Raw genomic sequence first — 21,575 nt, forward strand, 5'->3', positions numbered from 1 at the left:
ACCAGTATTGCCGAACCGCAAATAGAGGTCCCCGCTTTCGCGGGGATGACTCCGGAGCGCGTTGCCAGCGTGGATGCCGCCTATCGGAAATCGGGTCGAGCGTCAAACAGGCGCTCGTATTCGTCGAGCGCGTAGGGGTCGGTCATGCCGGCGATGAAATCGGCAACGATCCGCGCCCTGCCCGCTTCGTCAGGAGCCGCCATCATCGCTTCGCCCCATCGGCCCGGCATCGACGCCCCATCCATATACCGCCCGAAAAGCCCGGCCACCACGGCTTCGCTCTCGCGCACCGGCCGCATCACGTCCTCGTGCCGGTAGACGCGATCAAAGAGGAAGCGCTTCAGCCCCTTTTCCGCCTCTGCCATCGGTTCGGAAAACCGGACCAGCGCGCGTCCCGCCGCCCGCACATCGTCCGAACTCGCGACGCCGGACGCCGCGATCTCGGCCGCGCTCCTCTTGATGACGTCCTCGATCGCCCGGGTGATGAGCCGCCGCTGCACCTCGTGCGTCTGCCGTTTGACCGGAATATCGGGATAGCGTGCAGTCACCTCGGCAAGGATCGATCCCACCATCGGCACCTCGGCGAATTCACCGAGCCCCAGCAGCCCCGCCCGCAGCGCATCGTCGATGTCGTGGGCGTTGTAGGCGATGTCGTCGGCGATCGCCGCCACCTGCGCTTCGAGGCTGGCGTAGGTGTCGATGCGCAGGTCCTCGCTCGCCGAAATATCGTCGAGTCCGGCCCGCAACCCCTCCTCGACATACCGGCCGACCGGCCTCCCCTCGGCGTCGGTCAGCGGTCCGTTATGCTTCAATATGCCTTCGAGCGTCTCCCATGTGAGATTGAGCCCGTCGTGCTCGGCATAGCGGTTCTCGATGCGGGTGACGACGCGCAGCGCCTGCACATTGTGGTCGAACCCGCCGAATTCTTTCATCAGCTCGTTCAGCACCCGCTCACCCGCATGCCCGAACGGCGTGTGCCCGAGGTCGTGCGAGAGCGCCACCGCTTCGGCGAGGTCCTCGTCGAGCCGCAGCGAGCGCGCCATGGAGCGCGCCATCTGGCTGACCTCGAGCGTATGGGTCAGCCGGTTGCGGAAATGCTTGCCCTCGTGATGGAGGAACACCTGCGTCTTGTGCTGCAGGCGGCGGAAGGCGGTCGAATGGATGATGCGGTCGCGGTCGCGCTGGAATTCCGAACGCGTCGGGCTCTCGCCCGTCGGATGGACCCGCCCGCGCGACCGCGTGGGAAAGGATGCATAGGGGGCATGCTGACCCGTTTCGACCAAATCCTGCCCCCTTTTCATCGGCACCGGGAACGCCTATCTTGCAACTGCTGTTATGAAGTTACGACAACGGCTGGACGCAAACCGATGACGCAAGTGCTCGAACGCCCCCAAGTAGTCCTCACCGACCGCGCTGCCAAGCGCGTCTCGCGGATTATTTCCAAGGAACCGGAAGGCACGGTGCTGCGCATCTCCGTGGCCGGCGGCGGCTGCTCCGGTTTCCAGTACGAGTACAACCTCGTGCAGGAGCGGCCGGCCGAGGACGATGTCGTTCTCGAAAAGAATGGCGCGACGGTCCTCATCGATTCCCTTTCGCTCGAATTCATGGGCGGGGCGGAGATCGATTATGTCGATGACCTGATCGGCCAGTCCTTCCAGATCAAGAATCCCAATGCCGTCGCCTCCTGCGGCTGCGGCACGAGCTTCGCCGTCTAGCGCTTCGCTGGTGGCCGGGCGCATCCTCTATGTCATGGCGGCGGAGCCCGAATATGGCCCTGCCCTCAAGGCGCGCATCAAGCCGTTGATGACCGGCATCGGTCCGGTGGAAGCCGCGGTCGTCCTGACGCGTTTTCTCGCCCGCGCCGAACTCGAAGGCGATCTGCCGCAACTCGTCGTCTCGCTGGGCTCGGCCGGCTCGCGCACGCTCGAGCAGACCGGCCTCTATCAGGCGTCCTCGGTCTCCTACCGCGACATGGACGCCTCGGCCCTCGGCTTCGAGAAGGGCAAGACTCCCCTGCTCGACCTGCCGCGCGAGCTGCCGCTTTCTCCCATCCTTGCCGGCATCCCGCAGGCGCGCCTCTCGACCGGCGCCAATGTCGTCTCCGGCCCCGGCTATGACGACATCGATGCCGACATGGTCGACATGGAAACCTTCGCGCTCGCCCGCGCCTGCCAGACCTTCGGCGTGCCCCTCATGGCGCTGCGCGGCATCTCCGATGGCGCCGACGAACTGGGGCATCTCTCCGACTGGACGCAGTACCTGCATATCATCGACGAGAAACTGGCTGACGCCGTGGACAGGATCGAAGCCGCCTTCGCGGCGGGAGAACTCGTTCAATAGTGCCACGCCCTCGTGGTTCGAGGCGCCTGTCGGCGCACCTTACCATGAGGGCTGATGAAAGGGCGCGGCATGTCAGTAGTCCTCATGGTGAGGTGCGAGCCCTTGCGAGCCCTTGCGAGCCTCGAACCACGAGGCGTGGCGGGAACGCCATACGCTAAGCCAGCTTCGTCAGCGCGAACGCCGCAAGGAACCCGCTGGCCGCGATCAGCCCGGTGAATTCATGCGTCGTCTCGAACGCTTCCGGAATCATCGAATCGGCGATCATCGCCAGTATTGCCCCCGCCGCGAGCGCGGTGACGATGGCGAGCACCGCCGGATCGGCGCTTGCCAGCGCCCAATTGCCGACGAACGCGGCGACGCCCGAAGCGAGCGCGATGCCGCCCCAGACGGCAAAGACATAGCCCGCCGAACGACCGGCCCGGCGCATTCCCGCCGAGCTCGACAGCCCTTCCGGTACGTTGGAGAGGAAGACCGCCGCCACGGTCGCGATGCTCACGCCCGTTCCGTCGAGCAGGCTCACCCCGATCACCACGGATTCCGGCACCCCGTCGAGCAGCGCGCCGATCGCGAGGACCAGCCCGCCACCGGCCGCCGCGTCCATCTGCCGTTCCTTGGGATCCGAGCCCGAACGCATGCGGTGCCGCGCGCCCTGGCGCGAGACGACTATGTTGGCGAGCGTATAGAGGACGGCTCCGGTGACGAACCCCGTCGCCGCCGGCCCGAATCCGGCCTGCTGGAAAGCCTCGTCCATGAGGTCGAACGCCACCGCCGAGATCAGCACGCCCGAGCCGAGCGCCATCACGCTGGCCACAAGCCGCTGCGGAAGCTTGAGAAAGAACCCGAGCACCGCGCCGATGACCAGCGCCGATCCGCTGAGCAGTCCCCACAGCGCCGCTTCGACTGGCATGGGCATGGTCGCACCTCCTGGAAGGTGACCACGCCATAGCACAGGTCGGCCGTGATTGTCCGGGGCTAGGGGAGATTCAGAACTTGCGCCGCGAGCGCCGCCAGGTCGTCCACCGGCGCTGCCCCCGCACGATGCTCCAGTTCACCGGGCCGCGCAGGAACGGCAGGTCGATCGCCAGCAGCAGAAGCCCGACGGGCAGCATCCAGAGCCCGAGCACCGGCAGGAAGCTGAAGATGCCGCCGAGGACGAGGAGAATGCCGAGGGGAACGCGGATGAGCCGGACGCCTGGCCTGCGCAGGAACGCCAGAACCCGCTGCGCCGGCGGCGCCATGCGTTCGATCTTGTCGAATTGGCGGTCGAGCCGCCGCCTGTTCTTGTCGTTCATCGCGGGGTCCGTTCTGGATCGTCCGCAGTGGGATATGGTGCGGACGAGCGCGCCCGCAAGGCACTCCGGACCTAATGCCGGGTCACATCGCTGAGTGCTGCCGCGATATGTTCCCACTCCTGTGAAACGCTGGCGGTCGCGCGCCGCTTTCCGGCCCGGCGGTACCAGTAGTCCGCATTGCCCATGTCCGCTTCGACCCAATGCAGCAAAGCATGCACCCAGTCGAAAGCCTGCACGCCTTCCATCGCCTGGCAGATGATATGGGCCTGCTCCCATTCCGGACCGACCCGGAAGCCGCCCTTCTTGATCCACCACAGCGCCTGCAGAGGCTTCGTCATGTCCTTGGGCGGCTCGGACCAGTCGAGGGTCGAGAAAACATCATTGGCCATACGCGTCACCATTGTCGTGCGGCGCAGGGGCGCGCCGGGAAGATTGTCGTTGCCGGCCAGATAACGCCCAAAACCCTCGCAATCAAGGAAAGCGAGGGTCGGGCTCTATTCGGGGGCATCCTGATAACGGAGCTTACCACCAACGGGTTGGCGAGAAATCGAGGCCCGCGCTCTTTTCGATCACCCGGCTCGCGGCAAAGAGCGTCTCCTCGTCGAACGGCTTGCCGATGAGCTGCAGACCTAGCGGCAGCCCCTTGCCGTCCTTGCCCGCCGGCACGGCGATGCCCGGCAGGCCGGCCATGTTGACGGTCACCGTGAAGACGTCGTTGAGGTACATCTTGACCGGATCGGCGTTCATGTCCTCGTCGCCCACGCCGAACGCCGCCGAAGGCGTGGCGGGGGTAAGAATCGCATCGACCCCGTCGTTGAACGCAGTCTCGAAGTCGCGCTTGATGAGCGTCCTCACCTTCTGCGCCCGCACGTAATAGGCGTCGTAATAGCCGGCCGAAAGCACATAGGTGCCGATCATGATGCGGCGCTTGACCTCGCGGCCGAACCCGGCGGCGCGCGTCAGCTCGTACATGTCGGTGATGTCCTTGCCGCTGACCCGCAGGCCATACTTGACGCCATCATAGCGAGCGAGGTTCGACGACGCTTCCGCCGGCGCGACGATGTAATAGGCGGGCAGCGCGTACTTGGTGTGCGGCAGCGAGATGTCCTTGACGCTCGCCCCCTCGGCCTTCAGCCACTCGAGCCCCTGTTTCCAGAGCGCCTCGATCTCCTCGGGCATGCCGTCCATCCGGTACTCGCGCGGCACCCCGATGGTCAGCCCCTTGACGCCGCGCTCGACGGCAGCGGCGAAATCGGGCACCGGGAGGTCGACGCTGGTAGAATCCTTGGGGTCATACCCGGCCATGGAGGTCATCAGGATCGCCGCATCCTCGACGGTGCGCGCGATCGGCCCCGCCTGGTCGAGAGAGGACGCGAACGCCACAATCCCCCAGCGCGAGCACCGCCCATAGGTCGGCTTGATGCCGACCGTTCCGGTGAACGCCGCCGGCTGGCGGATGGAGCCGCCCGTATCCGTCGCCGTCGCCCCGGCGCAGAGCCAGGCCGCCACCGCCGCCGCCGACCCGCCCGAGGAGCCGCCCGGCACGAGGTTGGCGTTCGACCCCTGCGCCCGGAACGGGCTGACGACCGGCCCGTAATAAGACGTCTCGTTGGACGAACCCATGGCGAACTCATCCATGTTGAGCTTGCCCAGCATCACCGCCCCGTCGCGCCAGAGATTGGCGGTGACGCTCGACTCGTATTCCGGCTTGAAGCCGTCGAGGATGTGGCTGGCCGCCTGCGTATGCGCCCCCTTGGTGGCAAACAGGTCCTTTATGCCGAGCGGGATGCCTTCGAGCGCCCCACCCTCGCCCTTGGCGAGCTTCTCATCGCTGGCCTTGGCCATCTCCGTCGCCTGCTCGGGCGTCACCGCCACATAGGCGTTGAGGCTGGGGTTGGCCGACTCGATGGCGTCGAGATAGGCCTGCGTCAGCTCGACCGAGGTGAAGTCCTTGGCCTTGAGCCCTTTGCGGGCGTCGGCGAGCGTGAGTTTGGTCAGATCAGTCAAAAGAAAGCTCTTTCGTTCGTCTTGGCAGGAGGCGCCGCATCCGCTCAGGCGGTCGCCGGCACCGTGAGCCGCATTTCATAGAAGGCCGACCACTCGCTGTCGGGATAGTCGAGGAAGGCACCGCGCGGGGTAAAGCCGTAGCGCTCGTAGAGCCGGTGGGCGCCGGCAAAGCCTTCGCCCGTGCCCGTCTCCAGCATCAGCTGCGAAAGCCCCTTCTGCCTCGCGAGCTCGATCACCGCTTGAAGGATCGCCACCCCGACCCGCTGCCCGCGCACTTGCGGGTCGGTGAACATGCGCTTGACCTCTCCGAGCCCGGCATCATGCACCTTCAGCGCCCCGATGCCGACGGCCCGGCCGTCTTCGGTGCGCGCAACGAACACGCTCGTGTCGGCGCCCGCCATCTGCTCGACGGTCATCTTGAACTGGAATTCGAGGGGCGAGAGCGGCAGCAGATGGTCGTTCAGCGCCGCAACCAGCCGGCGTACGTCGTCCTGCAAGGGCGTCTCGATCGCGACGGTAACGGCCATCGCCTACTCCACGACCTTGGGGACCATGAAGAAATTGTCTTCCGAGAGCGGCGCGTTGGCGACGATCTTTTCCGGATAGTCACCGTCCGTCACCGCGTCCTCGCGCCGGCGCAGCTCCATGGGCGTGACCGACGTCATCGGCTCGACGCCCGAAACATCCACCTCACCCAGTTGTTCAACGAAACCGAGGATCGCATTGAGTTCGCTCTGATAGGCAGCGACTTCGTTCTCCTCGATCCGAATCCGCGCTAGGCGCCCGATACGCTTCACGGTGGTCGCGTCAACCGACATGCAATACTCCAGAAAACGGGATTGGTTCGTCCGATCTGGCGCTTTTAGCAACGCGCCCGGACAAAAGACAACGATTTTGCCTTATGGCACGTATCAAACTTCCACGGCCAATCCGGGCTCCATTGCCACGAGCCCTGCCCCGTCCAGCCGATCACGGATGGCGCCGACCGTCGCGTCCACCGCCTCCTCGCCTCCGGCAAGGGCTATGAGCTTGGGCCGCGCTGCATCGAGCAATTTCGCCGCCGCCTGTCCAGCCCCGAACAGCACCACCACTGCCCCATCCGCCCAGCGCCCGAACTCCAGATCGTCATGGCCAGCGAGCATCAGGGGCGCTTCCCCCACGGCATCGATCAGCAATGCGGACAGCCCGATGCGGTAGAGCCGAACCGGCGGCAATCCCTCGCCCTCATCGATCATCCGCGGCGCCTTCTGCGGCCGCCAGTTGCGCGGATCGATCGTCTCGGCGCCGTCCCCACCAGCCAGCCGCAACACCTTCTCCGCTCCCGCCGCAAGCTCGGCCTGGTCCACCCCGCCCGGCGCAAGCTGCGGATCGACCACGAAAATCTGCCCGCCGATATAGATTCGGATGGCGGTATCGCCGAACCAGGTGAGTTTCATCGTTCCTCTCGCGTATGCCAGATGCGAAGCACGTAGATCACTTCGCCGGCGAGTTCGTAACGCAACTCGTAGTGCCCAACGATAATCCGCCGCACCTCACGAGGCGCAAATTCGTCGAGGCGCTCACCGATGCGGGGATATTGCAGCAGGCGACTGGGCGCGGCTGTCAGCATCTGCACCACTCGCGCCGCCGCATTTTCATTGACGGGTTTCAGAAAATCATGCAGCCGCGTCAGATCGCTGACCGCAGCCCGCGTCCATTGCAGCCGCATCAACGCGGCGGCGAAAGTGGATTGCCAGAGCTCAGGCTCTTGGCCCACGCCTCGACAGCATCATGGTCGATGACATTCCCGGCCTCGACGTCCGCGAGTGCTTCGAGCGTCAACCGTCGCCGTTCATCTTCCTGCAACAGCCATTCAGTCAGGGCTTGCTTCACTACCCAGGCGCGAGACCGTTCCAGACGCGTTGCGGTTTCATCGACGCGCTCGGCCAGTTCGAGGGGAACATGCGCCGTCAGGACCTTCGTTTCCATGACTCATCTCCAATCAAAGCCAATCATAATGATTGAAACTGATTCAGTCCACAGCGAGATGAACTTCTTTCATTGAAATGATAGACAGGCTCATGTCCGAAACTTTTACAAACCCCCTCGCCGACCTGCCCGCTTCCGGCAAGCTCCTCGGCCTCGATCTCGGCACCAGGACCATCGGCGTCGCGGTGTCGGACGCGTTGCGCTATAGCGCGACGCCGCTCGAAACGATCAAGCGCACCAAGTTCACCCAGGACGCCGAGCGGATCCTCGCGCTCATCGCGGAGAACAATGCCGTCGCCATCATCCTAGGCCTGCCGCTCAATATGGATGGCTCGGAAGGCCCGCGGGTCCAGTCGACGCGCGCCTTTGCCCGCAATCTTGCCCAGAAAACGCCGATACCCATCGCCTTCTGGGACGAACGGCTCTCGACCAGCGCCGTCACCCGCATGATGATCGAGGCGGACCTCCGGCGCGACCGCCGTGCGGAGATCGTCGACAAGCTGGCGGCCAGCTACATCCTGCAGGGTGCGCTCGACCGGCTGCGGCGGGATTGATATTCAGCGTACCTACGAGCGAAAGGCCCCTCACCCGGCGCTTCGCGCGACCTCTCCCCCAAGGGAGGTGAAGGGAGGCACTACGGCCAGGAGCCCGCCACCTCTCCCCTGGGGGAGAGGTCGGCCCCGTCAGGGGCCGGGTGAGGGGGCCTTCCCCGAGCCCACGCCCGCAACTCCATTTTGTCTGTTGGTGTCGGCCAATGTCGATTGCCAAAACCGACACCAGCGGCTAGACCCCTGCCAATCCATCAGGATCGGAGCGCATGGCCCAGTCTTCGCCAGCCAACGCCTCGGGCGATCTTCCCGGCCGGCTCGCCGGCTTCCCTCCATTTTCCCAGCGCCATCTCATCTCCATCGCCGATCTCGCCCAGCACGAGATCGTGGAACTGCTCGATCGCGCCGAGCGGATGATACCCGTCTCGCGCCAGGAGCGGAAATCCCTTTCGACCCTCTCGGGCAAGACGCAGATCAACCTCTTCTTCGAGCCCTCGACGCGCACGCAGTCCTCGTTCGAGATCGCCGGCAAACGCCTCGGTGCGCTGGTCGTCAATATGTCGGTGCGGACGAGCTCCGTCACCAAGGGCGAGACGCTGATCGACACCGCCGCGACGCTCAACGCCATGCGCCCGGACGTGCTGGTCGTGCGCCACTCGGCGGCGGGCGCGGTGGAGCTCTTGTCGCAAAAGGTTGGCTGCTCGGTGATCAACGCCGGCGACGGCGCCCACGAGCACCCGACCCAGGCCCTGCTCGATGCCTTGACCATCCGCCAGCACAAGGGCCGCATCGCCGGACTGACCGTCGCCATCTGCGGCGACATCGCCAACTCGCGCGTCGCCCGCTCGAACCTTTTGCTGCTCGGCGCCCTCAACGTGCGCACCCGGGTCATCGCGCCGAAAACCCTGCTGCCCGCCGGCATCGAGCAGCTCGCGACCGAGGTCTTCACCGACATGGAAGAAGGCCTCAAGGGCGTGGATGTCGTCATGATGCTGCGCCTGCAGCACGAGCGCGCCAACGGCAAGATGATCCCGTCCGTGCGCGAATACTACCGGTTCTACGGCCTCGACGCAGCCAAGCTGAAGAACGCCAAGCCCGACGTCATCGTCATGCACCCCGGCCCGATGAACCGCGGCGTCGAGATCGATCCGGCGATTGCCGACGGCCCCCGTTCGGTCATCACCGACCAGGTGGAGATGGGCGTTGCCGTGCGCATGGCGGTGCTCGATGCGCTGCTGCCCGACAGCAACGGAGCGCCGCGATGAGCGCCCTTGTCATCACCAACGCCCGCATCGTCGATCCGGCCTCGATGACCGACACGCGCGGCGCCGTGCTGGTCGAGGACGGCCTGATCTCCGACATCGACACCGCCGGCACGCCCGGCGCTCCCCAGGGCGCCGAAATCATCGACGCGCGAGGCCTCGTCCTCGCCCCCGGCCTTATCGACATGCGCGTTTTTGTCGGCGAGCCCGGCAAGGAATACCGGGAAACGCTGCAATCGGCTGGCGAAGCGGCCGCGGCCGGCGGCGTCACTAGCTTCGTGATGATGCCCGATACAACTCCGGCTGTGGACGACGGCGCGCTGGTCGACTTCCTCGTCCGGCGGGCTGAGGCGACTTCGCAAGTGCGCGTGCTGCCCGCCGCCGCCATCACCAAGGGCCTCGCCGGCGCCGAGATCACCGAGTTCGGCCTCCTCCAGGAGGCCGGCGCCGTCTGCTTCTCGGATGGCAAGCAGTCGATCCAGTCGAGCGCCCTGCTGCGCGCCGCCTTCACTTACGCGGCCAATTTCGACATGCCCGTCGCCCACCTGCCGTTCGACAAGGGGCTGACCGGCGATGGCGTGATGAACGAAGGGCTTTTCGCCACCATCCTCGGCCTCAAGGGCATTCCGCGCGAAGCCGAGACCATCCCCCTCGCCCGCGACCTGCAGCTCGCGCTCCTGACCGGGGTCAAGTACCATGCCGCCCAGATCTCGACGGCCGGATCCGTTTCGCTCGTGCGCGAGGCCAAGCAAAAATCGAATCGCGTCACCGCCGGTGTCTCGATCAACAACCTGACCCTCAACGAGAACGACGTCGGCCGCTATCGCACCTATTTCAAGCTGGCGACGCCCTTGCGCACTGAGGACGACCGCCTCGCCGTCATCGAAGGCCTGCGCTCGGGTGTCATCGACACCATCCATTCCGACCACGATCCGCAGGACACCGAGGTCAAGCGCCAGCCCTTCGCCGAAGCCTCGGACGGCGCCATTGGCCTCGAAACCCTGCTTGCCGCCGCGCTCCGCCTCGTCCACAACGGCGATGTCGACCTGATGACGGTGCTGCGCGCCATGACCTTCCGCCCTGCCCAGATCCTCGGCTTGCCGACCGGCCGCATCGCCCGCGGCGCGCCGGCCGATCTGGTGCTCGTCGATCTCGACTACCCCTGGCAGGTCAAGGAAACCGAGCTGCGCTCGCGCTCGCGCAACACCGCCTTCGAGGGCGCGCGGCTCGCGGGCAAGGCGATGCGCACCATCGTCGGCGGCAAGACCGTCTTCGAGCTGAGCGAGGAGGCTCTGGCATGACCTTCGAAGTCGTCAATCTCTACGCCGCCGCCCTCGGCTACCTGCTGGGCTCCATCCCCTTCGGCCTCATCCTCACCCGCATGGCGGGCCTTGGCGATGTGCGCAATATCGGCTCGGGCAGCATCGGAGCGACCAATGTGCTGCGCACCGGCAATCGGGGCCTTGCCGCGGGAACGCTGATCCTCGATGCCGGCAAGGCGGCCATCGCCGTCCTCATCGCCCGCTACTACTGGGGCGAGGTCCCCGCCATGATCGCCGGCGGCTTCGCCTTCCTCGGCCACTGCTTTCCGGTCTGGCTCAGTTTCAAGGGCGGCAAGGGCGTTGCGACCTTCATCGGCATCCTGCTGGCGCTCTATTGGCCCGTCGGTCTCATCTTCTGCGCCGTGTGGCTGCTCATCGCCCTGACCCAGAAGATGTCGTCCCTGGCCTCTCTGACTGCCTCGGTCACCGCTCCGCTCTTTGCCTATTCCTTCTCCGGCACCCCGCTCGCGCTGACCTCGGCGCTGATCGCCCTGGTGCTCATCTTCCAGCACCGCAGCAATATCGGGCGTCTCATAGCCGGCACCGAACCCAAGATCGGCCAGGGCAAATAGCATGGGCGAAAGGCCGGGAAGCATCGCGCTGAGCCGGCCCCAACGCCTCGCCTGGCTGCGGCTCCTGCGCACCGAGAACGTCGGCCCCGTCACCTTCCGCCAGCTCCTCAACCGCTTCGGCTCGGCCGAGGCGGCGCTCGACGCTCTGCCCGAGCTCGTGCGCAACACCGGACGGGGCGTGCGCATCACCACGCAGATGCAAGCCGAAGACGAGCTCGCCGCCATCGAGGCGGTCGGCGCCCGGCTCGTCGCCAGCGGTGAGGCCGACTATCCCGGTCACCTGCGCTTCATCCCCGCCGCCCCGCCGCTCGTCACCATCGCTGGCGGCGAGAGCCTCGACTGGCAGCGCACGGTCGGGATCGTGGGGGCCCGCAACGCCTCCTCGGCCGGCCAGAAGATGACGCGCACGCTCGCGCTCGACCTCGGCGAGCGCGGCTACACCATCGTCTCCGGCCTCGCCCGCGGCATCGACGCCGCCGCCCACCGCGCGAGCCTCACGACCGGCACCGTCGCCGTCCTCGCCGGCGGCCTCGACCGCATTTATCCGGACGAGAACATTCCGCTCGCCCAGGAAATCCTCGACCACGGCGGCGCTCTTCTGACCGAAATGCCCATGGGCTGGGAGCCTCGGGCCCGCGATTTTCCGAGGCGTAACCGACTGGTTTCCGGTCTATCCCTCGGCATTGTCGTCGTCGAAGCCGCCAAGCGCTCCGGCTCGCTCATCACCGCGCGCCTAGCACTGGAGCAGAACCGCGACGTCTTCGCCGTCCCCGGCTCCCCGCTCGATCCGCGCGCCGAAGGCGGCAACGCCCTCATCCAGCAGGGCGCCAAGCTCGTCACCTGCGCCGCCGACATCATCGAGACCCTCGCGAGCGCCGACCCGGCCCGCACCACTCTCTTCGATCCCGACTGGGAACCCGACCTCGACGCCCTCGGCGATTCCCTCGATCTGCCCCCGCCCTCCTCCGACGACCGCTCCCGCCTCATCGAGGCCCTGAGCACCACGCCCGTCGCGGTGGACGATATCATCTCCCAAACCGGCCTCGCCGTATCGGCCATCCAGATGCTGCTCCTGGAGCTCGACCTTGCCGGCCGCATCGAATGGTCGAGCGGGCAACTGGTGGCATTGCGGTATGAATAGACACTACGGAAAGCTGGATTGCTGGCATTCAACGTAGTATGATTTAATCCTACTACTAAGGTGCCAGCCATGCGAACAACCCGGCAAATGAGCATTACTCTGCCCAGCGACATGGCGGATATGGTGAAAGCCAAAGTACGAGCCGGCGAGTACGCCAGCGAAAGCGAAGTGATCCGCGACGGCTTACGAACATTGATAGCCCGGGATCGCGTCGTGGAAAGCTGGCTGCACAACGAGGTCGGTCCAGCTTATGACGCCCTGAAAGCTGATCCCGCCCGCGGCCTCACCGCCGACCAGGTTCGCGCGCGCCTTGCGGTCGAACACTCCAAGAAGTGATGCGCCATCGCGTCGTTTTCAGCCCAGAAGCGTTGGAACAACTTGCCGGGCTCTACCGGCATATTGCGCGCGCAGCGTCGCCCGACATCGCGGCGCGATATACCGAAGCCATCGTGAGCTATTGCGAGAGTCTGCATACCTTCCCCCATCGGGGAACCAAGCGAGACGACGTCCGGCTTGGCCTGCGCATCACGAATTACAGGAGACGCGCGGTGATCGCCTTTGCTGTGGATGTCGAGACCGTTTCCATCATCGGTGTCTTCTACGGCGGTCACGACTACGAAACGATCCTGCAGGACGATTCGAATGACACCAGTCCGACCTGAGCAGCGCAATCCGACACACTGCTGAACACGCTCACGCCGCCTCCACCAACAACTCCGTCAGTTCGTCCGGCATGTCGATCGGCACATCGTGCCCACAGGCCAGCCGGTGCACCGTCCATCCGCCCTCGCGCTCCAGCTTTTCCGCCGTGCCCTGGAAGCCATCCCAGCCCATCGCCACGATGAACATTTTCCTCGGCGCCTTCTTGTAGGCGCCGGTCACCCGCATCCTTTGCGTCATGGTGCCCGCCGGCTGCGGACACGCCTTGGTGTCGACCCAGGCGCGGTCTGCCTCGTCCAGATAGTCGCCCGGCGACGTCGGCGGGGAGTCGATGAGGGCTTCGGTCGGCTCCCACCCCGGCACCATGTCGGCAAACGACTTGTCGTCTTCGGCAATGAACGCATCGACGAACACCAGCGAAGCAATCCGTTCCGGCACTCGCTCGACGACGCCGGCGCCGACCAATCCGCCGTAGGAGTGAGCGACGAGCACGACATCGGTCAGGTCCTTCCAGACGATCTCGTTGACGATATCGGTGATGTGCATATCGAGGTCGACGCCGACCGCATTGAGATGCGAGCGCTCGCAAAGTCCCGTCAGCGTCGGAGCGAAGGCGCGGTGGCCACGGTCGTGCAGGCGGTCCACCACCCGCATCCACGACCAGCCTCCCGTCCATGCGCCGTGCACGATGACGAAGTTGGTCCGCTCGGCCATGTCACTCTCCTCTTTCCGGGCGGGAAGAGTGGCACACTAGATTGCATATTGCAACCAGTTGCATTTGAAGCTCAGATCGCGCCGCCCAATGCCTCCACTCCTCCCGCGACCGTCAGATCCGCCCGCCCCTTCGGATCGGTCGCCATGTAGAGGTCGGCGCTCGGCAGGAACAGCTCCCGCCATTCCGTCTCCCAGCCGCCGACGCCGCGTGCGAACGAGGCGTCCAGTGTCGTCGCCCGGTCGCTCTCGACGAATATCTTGAGGTCGTAGAGCGGCGCCAGCTCCGGGTGCAGCGCCGAGACGCCCTCGACGATCACCGTCTGCTCCCGCGTGATCGTCCGCGCTTCCGGCACCACCGCACGCGTCTGCCAATCGTATGGATGGAACGAACAGGTCCCCTCCTCGGCAAGCGCCCGCACCGTGCTGAGGAACGCCTCGTACTGGATATATTCGAACGGGAACGCCGGCCGGTTCCGCGATGGCCAGTCCTGCTCCGGCCGCACGAAGTCGTCGAGATAGATACACGCTGCCTGCATGCGCCGTTCGATCCGTTCGACCAGGGTGCTCTTGCCCGAGCACGGCAGTCCGTCGATGCCGATGAGACTCCCCTGCGGCAACCGGAGAACAGCCTCGACGGCCTCGTCCATGCTCATCATTTGCCTATCCTCCCCGCCTCCCCGCACGATACCAATACCCCTCCCCGTTGACACCGCCCCTTGCCTTCACCATGTTGCCCGCGCTTTCGAGTTGCAGTTGCGGATCGGGTTTCCATGAAGGTCGTTATCGTTGAAAGTCCGGCTAAGGCCAAGACAATCAACAAGTATTTGGGCAAGGACTATGAAGTCCTGGCCTCGTTCGGCCATGTCCGCGATTTGCCGGCCAAGGACGGTTCGGTGCGTCCCGACGAGGATTTCGCCATGTCGTGGGAGGTGGACTCGGCCGCCCGCAAGCGCATCAGCGACATCGCCAACGCCTTGAAGGGCGCCGACGAACTGATCCTCGCCACCGACCCGGATCGCGAGGGCGAAGCCATCTCCTGGCACCTGCTGGATGTCTTGAAACAGAAGAAGGCGATCAGGAAGGACACACCCGTCAAGCGCGTGATGTTCAACGCCATCACCAAGGACGCGGTGACCGAGGCGATGGCCAATCCGCGCGACATCGATGAACCCCTGGTCGACGCCTACCTGGCTCGCCGCGCGCTCGACTATCTCGTCGGCTTCACCCTCTCCCCGATCCTCTGGAGGAAGCTCCCCGGCTCGCGCTCGGCCGGCCGCGTGCAGTCGGTGACGCTACGGCTCGTCTGCGATCGCGAGGCCGAGATCGAGCGGTTCAAGCCTGAGGAATACTGGTCCGTCGGCGCCCGCTTCAATCAGAAGGGCAAGAGCTTCGAGGCGCGCCTGTTCTCGGTCGACGGCAAGAAGACCGACAAGCTCTCGATCAAGAACGAGGCGGAAGCCACCGCGCTACGCAAGATCATCGAGGCCGGCAACTTCAACGTCTCCAACGTCGAGAAGAAGCCGACGCGACGCAACCCCTACGCGCCCTTCACCACCTCGAGCCTCCAGCAGGACGCCTCCTCGCGCCTCGGCCTCTCGCCCTCGCGCACCATGCAAATCGCCCAGCGCCTCTACGAGGACGGGCTGATCACCTACATGCGTACCGATGCGGTGCAGATGTCGCCCGAGGGCATCGACCAGGCACGCCGCGCCATCGCCAAGGAATTCGGCGCCGACTACCTGCCCGAGAAGGCGCGCATCTACCAGACCAAGGCCAAGAACGCCCAGGAAGCGCACGAGGCCATCCGCCCGACCGACATGTTCAAGCATCCCGATACGATGCGGAACAGCGATCCGGATCAGGCCAGGCTTTATGGCCTCATCTGGCGGCGCACCCTCGCCAGCCAGATGAAATCGGCCGAGATCGAGCGCACCACCGCCGACATCGCCGTCAACGTTCCCGGCCGCGACATCGAGCTGCGGGCCGTCGGCTCGGTCGTGACCTTCCCCGGCTTCCTCGCCCTCTATGGCGTCGAGGCGAAATCGACCGATGCGGACGAGGATGACGAGGACAGCCGCGAGCTGCCCCCGCTCGCCATAGGCGACAAGCCGGCGTTGGAAGAGGCGCTGATCGAGCAGCACTTCACCCAGCCACCGCCGCGCTATACCGAAGCCAGCCTCATCAAGAAGATGGAGGAGATCGGCATCGGCCGCCCCTCCACCTATTCGGCGACGCTCGCAACCCTCAAGGACCGCGACTATGTGCGGCTCGACAAGCGGGCGCTGGTGCCCGAGGACCGCGGCCGCATCGTCACCGCCTTCCTCGAGAGCTTCTTCCGCCGCTACGTCGAGTACGGCTTCACCGCCGGCCTCGAGGAGCAGCTCGACCAGATTTCGGCCGGCGAGCTCGACTACAAGCAGGTGCTGCGCGAGTTCTGGCAGGATTTTTCCAACCACATCGCCGAGATCAAGGATCTGCGCGTCTCGGAAGTCCTCGACGCGCTCAACGATCTGTTGACCGATCACATCTTCCCACCCCGCGCCGATGGTAGCGATCCGCGCCGCTGCCCCAACTGCGGCACCGGCCAGCTGTCCTTGAAGCTCGGCAAGTTCGGCGCCTTCATCGGCTGCTCCAACTATCCCGAGTGCAAGTACACCATGCAGCTTTCCGATGCCGCGACCGGCAATGCGGAAACGGCTGGCGCCGGCGATGGCGTGCTCGGCGCCGATCCCGAGAGCGGCGAGGAGGTTTTCCTCAAGTCCGGCCGCTTCGGCCCCTATGTGCAGCTCGGCGACGGCAAGGACGCCAAGCGCTCGTCCCTGCCGAAAGGCTGGGCGCAGGAGGCCATGACGCTCGACAAGGCGCTGCAGCTTCTATCCTTGCCGCGCGAGGTGGGCTTGCATCCCGAAACCGGGCTTCCCATATCGGCGGGCATCGGCCGTTACGGCCCCTTCGTCCTGCACGACGGCAAATACGCCAACCTCTCCGATGTGGAAGAGGTGTTCACCGTCGGCCTTAACCGCGCCGTCGACGCCCTCGCCCAGAAGGCCGCCAACGGAGGTTCGCGCGGAGGGCGTGCAACGCCAGCCGCAATCAAGACGTTCGAGCACGACGACGGCCCGATTACCGTGCGAGCCGGGCGCTATGGTCCCTATGTGAATCAGGGCAAGATCAACGCGACGATCCCCAAGGACATCAAGCCCGAGGACGTGACGCTCGATCAGGCGGTCCAATGGATCGCCGCCCGCGCCGCCCAGACGGGTGGCAAGGCGAGGAAAGCTCCGGCTCGCAAAGCCACCACGAAAAAGGCCGCAACCAAGAAGAAAGCGGCAGAAAAAGCGAATTAATGGCCAAAGCGCCAACCAGAAACAGGAACACCTCGGGCCCCAGGCGGCCCCGCCAGGCGACGCCCGGCGAACTCCCGACCCGCGAGCAGATTCTCGAAGCGCTCGCCAACGAGACCGACCTCAAGGGCAAGCGCGATCTTGCCAAGGTCTTCGGCATCCGCGGCGACCTGCGCCGTCCGTTCAAGGCGATGCTCAACGAGCTCGAGGGCGAGGGCGTCATCACCCGCACCCGCAAGGCCATCCGCCGCACAGCGGCCCTGCCGGCGGTGACCGTCCTCGATATTCCCTCCGACGCCGATCCTGACGATCTCCACGCCTTCCCCGCCCAGTGGAACGAGGAGGAAGGCGAGCCTCCGCGCGTCTCCGTCGTCGGCGGCAAGTCGGCCCGCGTCGCGCCGGCCCCCGGCGACCGCATCCTTGCCCGCATAGATGCCGGTGACGGTCCGGTCCCGCGCTACACCGCCCGCCCGATGAAGATCCTCGACAAGCCGCGCCGCGCCCATATCGGCATCGTGCGCCGCGACGAGGATGGCGCGCGGCTGATCCCCGTCGACCGCAAGCAGAAGGAAATGCGCATTCCCCTCGGCGACCTCGGGGAAGCGCAGGACGGCGACCTCGTCGAGGTCGACGTCAAGCTCTCGGGCCGGCTGATGATCCCGCGCGCCCGCGTCACCAACGTCATCGGCAATCCCAAGTCCGAGGGCGCGGTCAGCCTCATCGCCATCCACAACCTCGAGATCCCCTATCGTTTCCCGGCGTCCGTCGAGCGCGAGGCGGAGGCGGCCAAGCCCGCGACCTTGAAGGGTCGCGAAGACTGGCGTGACATTCCGCTCCTTACCATCGACCCGGCCGACGCCAAGGACCACGACGACGCCGTGCAGGCCGAGCCCGACACGGACCCGAAGAACCCCGGCGGCCATATCGTGCGCGTCGCCATCGCGGACGTTGCCGCCTATGTGCGCCCCGGCACGGCGCTCGACCGCGAGGCGTACCTGCGCGGCAATTCGGTCTATTTCCCCGACCGCGTCGTGCCCATGCTGCCCGAGCGCATCTCCAACGACCTCTGCTCGCTGCGCGAAGGCGAGGCGCGTCCCTCGCTCGCCGTGCGCATGGTCATCGGCGCCGATGGCCGCAAGAAAAGCCACAGCTTCCACCGCGTCCTCATCCGCTCGGCCGCCAAATTGAGCTACCAGCAAGCCCAGGCCGCCATCGACGGCAAGCCCGATGACAAGACCGGCCCGCTGCTCGAGCCTGTGCTGAAACCCCTCTGGGCCGCCTATGCCACCATGGCCAAGGCGCGAGACAAGCGGTCGCCGCTCGACCTCGAGCTGCCCGAGCGCAAGATCCTGCTCGGCGAAGACGGCCTCGTCGCCGATATCCACATCCCCGAACGGCTCGACGCGCACCGGCTCATCGAGGAGATGATGATCGCCGCCAACGTCGCCGCGGCCGAAACGCTGGAAAAGGCGAAGACGCCCCTCCTCTACCGCGTCCACGACGAGCCGAGCCGCGAAAAGCTCGGCGCGTTGCGCGAGTTTCTCGCATCCCTCGACATCTCGATGGCCAAGACCGACGCGATGAAGCCGAGCCAGTTCAACGGCATCCTCGCCCAGGCCCGCAAGGCCGGCAACATCGAGCAGGTCAGCGAGATGGTGCTGCGCAGCCAGGCCCAGGCCGAATACGCCGCCGAGAACTACGGCCACTTCGGCCTCAATCTCGACCGCTACGCCCACTTCACCTCGCCCATCCGCCGCTATGCCGACCTCATCGTCCACCGCGCGCTGATTGCGGCCCTGGGCCTCGGCAATGACGGCCTCAGTGAGAACGAGACGGCCAAGCTCCCCGGCATCGCCCAGCACATCTCGGCGACCGAACGCCGCGCCATGCTCGCCGAGCGCGAGACCGCCGACCGGCTCCTCGCCCAGTTCCTTGCCGAGCGCATCGGCTCACGCTTCGAGGGTCGCATCTCGGGCGTCACCCGCTCGGGCCTCTTCGTGCGCCTGAGCGACACCGGCGCCGACGGCTTCATCCCCGCCTCCACCCTCGGCAGCGACTATTTCCGCCATGTCGAGGAGCAGCAGGCCATGATCGGCGAACGCACGGGGGAAAAATTCGGCCTCGGCGATCCGGTAACCGTCCGGCTACTGGAGGCCGCGCCCGTCGCCGGAGCCCTGCGTTTCGAGATGCTCTCGGAAGGCCCCCGCGTCAAACCGCCATCTTTCCGTTCGGGCGCGAAACGCCGATCTATGGCCGGCGGGCCGCGGGGCCGCCGAAAGAGGTAAGCCATGGGCGTCGAGATCAGCACAAACGTCGATACCACCGCCGTCGAAAAGCGCAGCGTTGGCGATGCCATATGGAAAGGCGCGCTCTGCCGGTGCCCCAGATGCGGCAAGGGCAAGCTCTTCCGCTCTTATCTCAAGGTCGTCGACGAGTGCCCCGCCTGCGGCGAGGAGTTCTTCCATCACCGCGCCGATGACCTGCCGCCCTATATCGCGATCTTCATCGTCGGCCACGTGCTGGTCGGCATCATGATGCATATGGAGATGGTCTGGCGGGTGCACCCGATGACCTACGTCTTCACCATGCTGCCGCTGGCAGTCATCCTCCCGCTCGCCATGCTGCCCTCGATCAAGGGCGCGATCGTCGGCCTGCAATGGGCGCTCAAGATGCACGGCTTCAATCCGGCCCACCGGGAAGTCGCGGGGCAGTAACTCCGCATTCTGCCACGCCTCGTGGTTCGAGGCCCGCTCAGCGGGCACCTCACCATGAGGCTACTGGTGCGGCGCACTCGAATCCCAGTAGCCTCATGGTGAGGCGGGAGCGAAGCGACCCTCGAACCACGAGGCGTGGCACCGTCACCCTGCCGGCGAAAACCGCGATCCCTCCTTCGCCTTGACCTTCGCGGCCGGGCGAAACCTCACGCCGCTCCAGGTATGGTCGAACGCGATCTGCCGCACGGGCCGCAGACTCCGCGCGTAGACGCTCTCCCACTCCTTGTCGCGGTTGAACCCTGATTCCGCCGCCGCTTCGCCCTTGCGGTAGGCGAACCATAAAAGCCCGTCCTCGGGCAGCCGCTTGAGGATCTGCGCCGAAAAGCTCTCGAGCTCGGCAATCGTCTCGCAGAAGGCGATGGCGCCGTCGAAGTCCTCGCCCGCACGCACCGGCTCGACTTCGGCCCCAGCCGTCAGCTCCTCGGCGATCTCGCGCGGCACGTTGACCAGCCAGAGCCGCGCACCGGACTTGATCTGCAGCTTCTTGAGAAGGTCCGTCGGTTGCGGCATGGCTGGTCTCCTTGGCTTTCACGCATCCTGCCAGTTGACAATCGCCTACAAATCCGTAGGTTGCGCGCAAATTCTCAGCGCCGCCCATCGCGGCGCTTTCCGCTGTTCAGAAGGACCACCAAAATGGCCAAAGCCAACACCGTCAAGATCAAGCTCGTGTCGACGGCTGATACTGGCTTCTACTACGTGACCAAGAAGAACGCCCGCACCCAGACCGAGAAGCTCGCCTTCAAGAAGTACGATCCGGTGGCGCGCAAGCACGTCGAGTTCAAGGAAGCCAAGATCAAGTAGTCGGGCTTTCCGGAACGAAATGCAAAACCCCGCATGAGCCATGCGGGGTTTTTTTGTTGTGGTTAGTGCGGGATCGTCTCTGTCCGGGCCGACGGACTTGGAGCTAACATGAAAGAGGAGTGGCTGGTCCGGCGCGCATGTTGAAGAGGCCACTCTCACGGCGACCGGACCAGCCGCCCTACGGACTCAGGAGTTGCGGCGGACCTGAGAAGAACCGTAGGGAGCCCGGAGCTCAGGGGAAACACGTATCCCTTGGCTCGTTTGCCGGGACCCTACTCCTTGCCGAATCAAACACAAGCAAAACCCGCGGCCGGCAACCGGCAAGCTTTTGTTAAGTATAAGCGATAACCCTAATATCTCGAATTGCGCCGACGCTTCGGCAGTTCCCGCGCCCCCTCCCCGTCCCTCTTGACCTCAACAGTGCTTGAGGTTGCAGACTCGCCCGTCCTGCAGAAATGCCAAGCAAGGACAGCAATATGACGGACACCCTCACCGCCAGCGAGCACATCACCTTGATCGTCACGTCCTGGCCCGATGTCACCAGCGGCTACGGCAGCCGCGGCGAATGGGCCTTCAAGGTCAACGGCCATGAGATCGGCCATCTCCACGGCGACAGCGTCGCCCACTTCTTCTTCCCCAAGCCCCTCTGGCGCGAGCTGAAGGCGCAGGGCCGCATCACCCACCACCCGGTGTTCCCCGATGCCCAGGGTCCAGCAGCCCGCCGCATCCGCACCGCAGAGGACGTCGAGGACGTGATCGCGATGATGCGAATGAACTACGAGCGGCTGGTGGGTAAGTGAGCCACCGGAGCCGCTCCCCTCCCCCTCGAG

Annotated in this window: 27 protein-coding genes; 14 read left to right on the top strand and 13 right to left on the bottom strand. The window is 65.5% G+C overall.

What is annotated here, in order from left to right; all coding sequences use genetic code 11:
* Window positions 1-80 precede the first annotated feature (80 nt).
* Window positions 81-1,283: a deoxyguanosinetriphosphate triphosphohydrolase gene (locus tag VE25_RS00785; protein ID WP_244466833.1), complete on the bottom strand. Its 1,203-nt coding sequence runs from the start codon at window positions 1,281-1,283 to the stop codon at window positions 81-83.
* 84 nt (window positions 1,284-1,367) lie between these two features.
* Between VE25_RS00785 and erpA the strand changes: the two genes are divergently transcribed.
* Complete coding sequence (erpA, locus tag VE25_RS00790) at window positions 1,368-1,715, top strand: iron-sulfur cluster insertion protein ErpA (RefSeq protein WP_046106672.1); 348 nt, start codon at window positions 1,368-1,370, stop codon at window positions 1,713-1,715.
* Entirely contained in the window at window positions 1,672-2,340 is a 669-nt protein-coding gene (locus VE25_RS00795) for a 5'-methylthioadenosine/S-adenosylhomocysteine nucleosidase (protein ID WP_046106673.1), read from the top strand. The genes erpA and VE25_RS00795 overlap by 44 nt, the downstream gene beginning before the upstream one ends.
* Before the next feature lie 154 nt (window positions 2,341-2,494).
* Here VE25_RS00795 and VE25_RS00800 read toward each other — a convergent pair whose 3' ends face one another.
* The 9 genes from VE25_RS00800 to VE25_RS00840 all read right to left on the bottom strand — a co-directional run bounded on the left by VE25_RS00800 (window position 2,495) and on the right by VE25_RS00840 (window position 7,607).
* Window positions 2,495-3,253 carry a ZIP family metal transporter gene (locus VE25_RS00800; protein ID WP_046106674.1) on the bottom strand — a complete coding sequence of 253 codons (759 nt, stop codon included), beginning with the start codon at window positions 3,251-3,253 and terminating at the stop codon, window positions 2,495-2,497.
* A gap of 70 nt (window positions 3,254-3,323) precedes the next feature.
* Window positions 3,324-3,632 carry a hypothetical protein gene (locus VE25_RS00805; RefSeq protein ID WP_046106675.1) on the bottom strand — a complete coding sequence of 103 codons (309 nt, stop codon included), beginning with the start codon at window positions 3,630-3,632 and terminating at the stop codon, window positions 3,324-3,326.
* Window positions 3,633-3,703: 71 nt separating this feature from the next.
* Window positions 3,704-4,021, bottom strand: coding sequence for a hypothetical protein (locus VE25_RS00810; protein WP_046106699.1), 318 nt, complete (start codon window positions 4,019-4,021; stop codon window positions 3,704-3,706).
* Window positions 4,022-4,154: 133 nt separating this feature from the next.
* On the bottom strand, window positions 4,155-5,639 hold the full coding sequence (gatA, locus tag VE25_RS00815; RefSeq protein WP_046106676.1) for an Asp-tRNA(Asn)/Glu-tRNA(Gln) amidotransferase subunit GatA: 1,485 nt from the start codon (window positions 5,637-5,639) through the stop codon (window positions 4,155-4,157).
* A 44-nt stretch (window positions 5,640-5,683) separates the two neighbouring features.
* Complete coding sequence (locus tag VE25_RS00820; RefSeq protein ID WP_046106677.1) at window positions 5,684-6,166, bottom strand: GNAT family N-acetyltransferase; 483 nt, start codon at window positions 6,164-6,166, stop codon at window positions 5,684-5,686.
* 3 nt (window positions 6,167-6,169) lie between these two features.
* The gene (gatC, locus tag VE25_RS00825) at window positions 6,170-6,457 is read right to left on the bottom strand and encodes an Asp-tRNA(Asn)/Glu-tRNA(Gln) amidotransferase subunit GatC (protein ID WP_046106678.1); all 288 of its coding nucleotides are present in this window, start codon (window positions 6,455-6,457) and stop codon (window positions 6,170-6,172) included.
* Between the two features lie 93 nt (window positions 6,458-6,550).
* Window positions 6,551-7,075 carry a hypothetical protein gene (locus tag VE25_RS00830; protein WP_046106679.1) on the bottom strand — a complete coding sequence of 175 codons (525 nt, stop codon included), beginning with the start codon at window positions 7,073-7,075 and terminating at the stop codon, window positions 6,551-6,553.
* Complete coding sequence (locus VE25_RS00835) at window positions 7,072-7,347, bottom strand: type II toxin-antitoxin system RelE/ParE family toxin (RefSeq protein ID WP_046106680.1); 276 nt, start codon at window positions 7,345-7,347, stop codon at window positions 7,072-7,074. The genes VE25_RS00830 and VE25_RS00835 overlap by 4 nt, the downstream gene beginning before the upstream one ends.
* Window positions 7,347-7,607, bottom strand: a complete 261-nt coding sequence (locus tag VE25_RS00840; RefSeq protein WP_046106681.1) for a CopG family ribbon-helix-helix protein — start codon at window positions 7,605-7,607, stop codon at window positions 7,347-7,349. The genes VE25_RS00835 and VE25_RS00840 overlap by 1 nt, the downstream gene beginning before the upstream one ends.
* A 92-nt stretch (window positions 7,608-7,699) precedes the next feature.
* Here VE25_RS00840 and ruvX point away from each other — a divergent pair, with 92 nt between their 5' ends.
* From ruvX to VE25_RS00875, 7 genes are all read left to right on the top strand, one after another.
* Window positions 7,700-8,161, top strand: coding sequence for a Holliday junction resolvase RuvX (gene ruvX / locus VE25_RS00845; RefSeq protein ID WP_083988641.1), 462 nt, complete (start codon window positions 7,700-7,702; stop codon window positions 8,159-8,161).
* Between the two features lie 263 nt (window positions 8,162-8,424).
* Complete coding sequence (locus tag VE25_RS00850; protein WP_083988642.1) at window positions 8,425-9,420, top strand: aspartate carbamoyltransferase catalytic subunit; 996 nt, start codon at window positions 8,425-8,427, stop codon at window positions 9,418-9,420.
* Window positions 9,417-10,718, top strand: coding sequence for a dihydroorotase (gene pyrC, locus VE25_RS00855; RefSeq protein ID WP_046106683.1), 1,302 nt, complete (start codon window positions 9,417-9,419; stop codon window positions 10,716-10,718). The genes VE25_RS00850 and pyrC overlap by 4 nt, the downstream gene beginning before the upstream one ends.
* Window positions 10,715-11,311, top strand: a complete 597-nt coding sequence (plsY, locus tag VE25_RS00860; protein ID WP_046106684.1) for a glycerol-3-phosphate 1-O-acyltransferase PlsY — start codon at window positions 10,715-10,717, stop codon at window positions 11,309-11,311. Before pyrC ends, plsY begins: the two co-directional genes overlap by 4 nt.
* A 1-nt stretch (window position 11,312) precedes the next feature.
* On the top strand, window positions 11,313-12,452 hold the full coding sequence (gene dprA, locus VE25_RS00865) for a DNA-processing protein DprA (protein ID WP_046106685.1): 1,140 nt from the start codon (window positions 11,313-11,315) through the stop codon (window positions 12,450-12,452).
* A gap of 69 nt (window positions 12,453-12,521) precedes the next feature.
* Window positions 12,522-12,788 (top strand): ribbon-helix-helix domain-containing protein, encoded by a 267-nt coding sequence (locus VE25_RS00870; RefSeq protein ID WP_046106686.1) that lies wholly within the window; start codon window positions 12,522-12,524, stop codon window positions 12,786-12,788.
* Complete coding sequence (locus VE25_RS00875) at window positions 12,788-13,114, top strand: type II toxin-antitoxin system RelE/ParE family toxin (protein WP_046106687.1); 327 nt, start codon at window positions 12,788-12,790, stop codon at window positions 13,112-13,114. The genes VE25_RS00870 and VE25_RS00875 overlap by 1 nt, the downstream gene beginning before the upstream one ends.
* A gap of 31 nt (window positions 13,115-13,145) precedes the next feature.
* On the opposite strand, the gene VE25_RS00880 is transcribed toward VE25_RS00875, so the two are convergent.
* Together VE25_RS00880 and VE25_RS00885 are read right to left on the bottom strand one after the other, a co-directional pair.
* Complete coding sequence (locus VE25_RS00880) at window positions 13,146-13,826, bottom strand: alpha/beta fold hydrolase (RefSeq protein WP_046106688.1); 681 nt, start codon at window positions 13,824-13,826, stop codon at window positions 13,146-13,148.
* 71 nt (window positions 13,827-13,897) lie between these two features.
* Complete coding sequence (locus VE25_RS00885; protein ID WP_046106689.1) at window positions 13,898-14,482, bottom strand: uridine kinase family protein; 585 nt, start codon at window positions 14,480-14,482, stop codon at window positions 13,898-13,900.
* A 114-nt stretch (window positions 14,483-14,596) separates the two neighbouring features.
* Between VE25_RS00885 and topA the strand changes: the two genes are divergently transcribed.
* Genes topA through VE25_RS00900 form a run of 3 tightly spaced genes read left to right on the top strand, consistent with a single transcriptional unit; the run spans window position 14,597 to window position 19,884 of the window.
* Window positions 14,597-17,173: a type I DNA topoisomerase gene (gene topA, locus VE25_RS00890; protein WP_046106690.1), complete on the top strand. Its 2,577-nt coding sequence runs from the start codon at window positions 14,597-14,599 to the stop codon at window positions 17,171-17,173.
* Window positions 17,173-19,455 (top strand): ribonuclease R, encoded by a 2,283-nt coding sequence (gene rnr / locus VE25_RS00895; RefSeq protein WP_046106691.1) that lies wholly within the window; start codon window positions 17,173-17,175, stop codon window positions 19,453-19,455. The genes topA and rnr overlap by 1 nt, the downstream gene beginning before the upstream one ends.
* 3 nt (window positions 19,456-19,458) lie before the next feature.
* Complete coding sequence (locus VE25_RS00900; RefSeq protein WP_046106692.1) at window positions 19,459-19,884, top strand: DUF983 domain-containing protein; 426 nt, start codon at window positions 19,459-19,461, stop codon at window positions 19,882-19,884.
* A gap of 144 nt (window positions 19,885-20,028) precedes the next feature.
* Here the strand turns inward: VE25_RS00900 and VE25_RS21600 are convergent, their stop codons facing one another.
* Window positions 20,029-20,454 carry a hypothetical protein gene (locus tag VE25_RS21600; RefSeq protein ID WP_052731640.1) on the bottom strand — a complete coding sequence of 142 codons (426 nt, stop codon included), beginning with the start codon at window positions 20,452-20,454 and terminating at the stop codon, window positions 20,029-20,031.
* A gap of 123 nt (window positions 20,455-20,577) precedes the next feature.
* Between VE25_RS21600 and rpmG the strand changes: the two genes are divergently transcribed.
* Entirely contained in the window at window positions 20,578-20,745 is a 168-nt protein-coding gene (gene rpmG, locus VE25_RS00910) for a 50S ribosomal protein L33 (protein WP_046106693.1), read from the top strand.
* A gap of 476 nt (window positions 20,746-21,221) precedes the next feature.
* Window positions 21,222-21,545: a luciferase domain-containing protein gene (locus VE25_RS00915; RefSeq protein WP_046106694.1), complete on the top strand. Its 324-nt coding sequence runs from the start codon at window positions 21,222-21,224 to the stop codon at window positions 21,543-21,545.
* Window positions 21,546-21,575: the final 30 nt, after the last annotated feature.

The organism is Devosia geojensis, from assembly GCF_000969415.1.
GTDB lineage: Bacteria > Pseudomonadota > Alphaproteobacteria > Rhizobiales > Devosiaceae > Devosia > Devosia geojensis.

What these genes read in the sequence shown, in the direction of transcription:
- erpA (WP_046106672.1), top strand. Translation starts at nt 1,368, where the DNA reads ATGACGCAAGTGCTCGAACGCCCCCAAGTAGTCCTCACCGACCGCGCT.
- VE25_RS00795 (WP_046106673.1), top strand. Translation starts at nt 1,672, where the DNA reads ATGCCGTCGCCTCCTGCGGCTGCGGCACGAGCTTCGCCGTCTAGCGCT.
- VE25_RS00800 (WP_046106674.1), bottom strand. Translation starts at nt 3,253, where the DNA reads ATGCCCATGCCAGTCGAAGCGGCGCTGTGGGGACTGCTCAGCGGATCG.
- VE25_RS00805 (WP_046106675.1), bottom strand. Translation starts at nt 3,632, where the DNA reads ATGAACGACAAGAACAGGCGGCGGCTCGACCGCCAATTCGACAAGATC.
- VE25_RS00810 (WP_046106699.1), bottom strand. Translation starts at nt 4,021, where the DNA reads ATGGCCAATGATGTTTTCTCGACCCTCGACTGGTCCGAGCCGCCCAAG.
- VE25_RS00820 (WP_046106677.1), bottom strand. Translation starts at nt 6,166, where the DNA reads ATGGCCGTTACCGTCGCGATCGAGACGCCCTTGCAGGACGACGTACGC.
- gatC (WP_046106678.1), bottom strand. Translation starts at nt 6,457, where the DNA reads ATGTCGGTTGACGCGACCACCGTGAAGCGTATCGGGCGCCTAGCGCGG.
- VE25_RS00830 (WP_046106679.1), bottom strand. Translation starts at nt 7,075, where the DNA reads ATGAAACTCACCTGGTTCGGCGATACCGCCATCCGAATCTATATCGGC.
- VE25_RS00835 (WP_046106680.1), bottom strand. Translation starts at nt 7,347, where the DNA reads ATGCGGCTGCAATGGACGCGGGCTGCGGTCAGCGATCTGACGCGGCTG.
- VE25_RS00840 (WP_046106681.1), bottom strand. Translation starts at nt 7,607, where the DNA reads ATGGAAACGAAGGTCCTGACGGCGCATGTTCCCCTCGAACTGGCCGAG.
- ruvX (WP_083988641.1), top strand. Translation starts at nt 7,700, where the DNA reads ATGTCCGAAACTTTTACAAACCCCCTCGCCGACCTGCCCGCTTCCGGC.
- VE25_RS00850 (WP_083988642.1), top strand. Translation starts at nt 8,425, where the DNA reads ATGGCCCAGTCTTCGCCAGCCAACGCCTCGGGCGATCTTCCCGGCCGG.
- pyrC (WP_046106683.1), top strand. Translation starts at nt 9,417, where the DNA reads ATGAGCGCCCTTGTCATCACCAACGCCCGCATCGTCGATCCGGCCTCG.
- plsY (WP_046106684.1), top strand. Translation starts at nt 10,715, where the DNA reads ATGACCTTCGAAGTCGTCAATCTCTACGCCGCCGCCCTCGGCTACCTG.
- dprA (WP_046106685.1), top strand. Translation starts at nt 11,313, where the DNA reads ATGGGCGAAAGGCCGGGAAGCATCGCGCTGAGCCGGCCCCAACGCCTC.
- VE25_RS00870 (WP_046106686.1), top strand. Translation starts at nt 12,522, where the DNA reads ATGCGAACAACCCGGCAAATGAGCATTACTCTGCCCAGCGACATGGCG.
- VE25_RS00875 (WP_046106687.1), top strand. Translation starts at nt 12,788, where the DNA reads ATGCGCCATCGCGTCGTTTTCAGCCCAGAAGCGTTGGAACAACTTGCC.
- VE25_RS00880 (WP_046106688.1), bottom strand. Translation starts at nt 13,826, where the DNA reads ATGGCCGAGCGGACCAACTTCGTCATCGTGCACGGCGCATGGACGGGA.
- VE25_RS00885 (WP_046106689.1), bottom strand. Translation starts at nt 14,482, where the DNA reads ATGATGAGCATGGACGAGGCCGTCGAGGCTGTTCTCCGGTTGCCGCAG.
- topA (WP_046106690.1), top strand. Translation starts at nt 14,597, where the DNA reads ATGAAGGTCGTTATCGTTGAAAGTCCGGCTAAGGCCAAGACAATCAAC.
- rnr (WP_046106691.1), top strand. Translation starts at nt 17,173, where the DNA reads ATGGCCAAAGCGCCAACCAGAAACAGGAACACCTCGGGCCCCAGGCGG.
- VE25_RS00900 (WP_046106692.1), top strand. Translation starts at nt 19,459, where the DNA reads ATGGGCGTCGAGATCAGCACAAACGTCGATACCACCGCCGTCGAAAAG.
- VE25_RS21600 (WP_052731640.1), bottom strand. Translation starts at nt 20,454, where the DNA reads ATGCCGCAACCGACGGACCTTCTCAAGAAGCTGCAGATCAAGTCCGGT.
- rpmG (WP_046106693.1), top strand. Translation starts at nt 20,578, where the DNA reads ATGGCCAAAGCCAACACCGTCAAGATCAAGCTCGTGTCGACGGCTGAT.
- VE25_RS00915 (WP_046106694.1), top strand. Translation starts at nt 21,222, where the DNA reads ATGACGGACACCCTCACCGCCAGCGAGCACATCACCTTGATCGTCACG.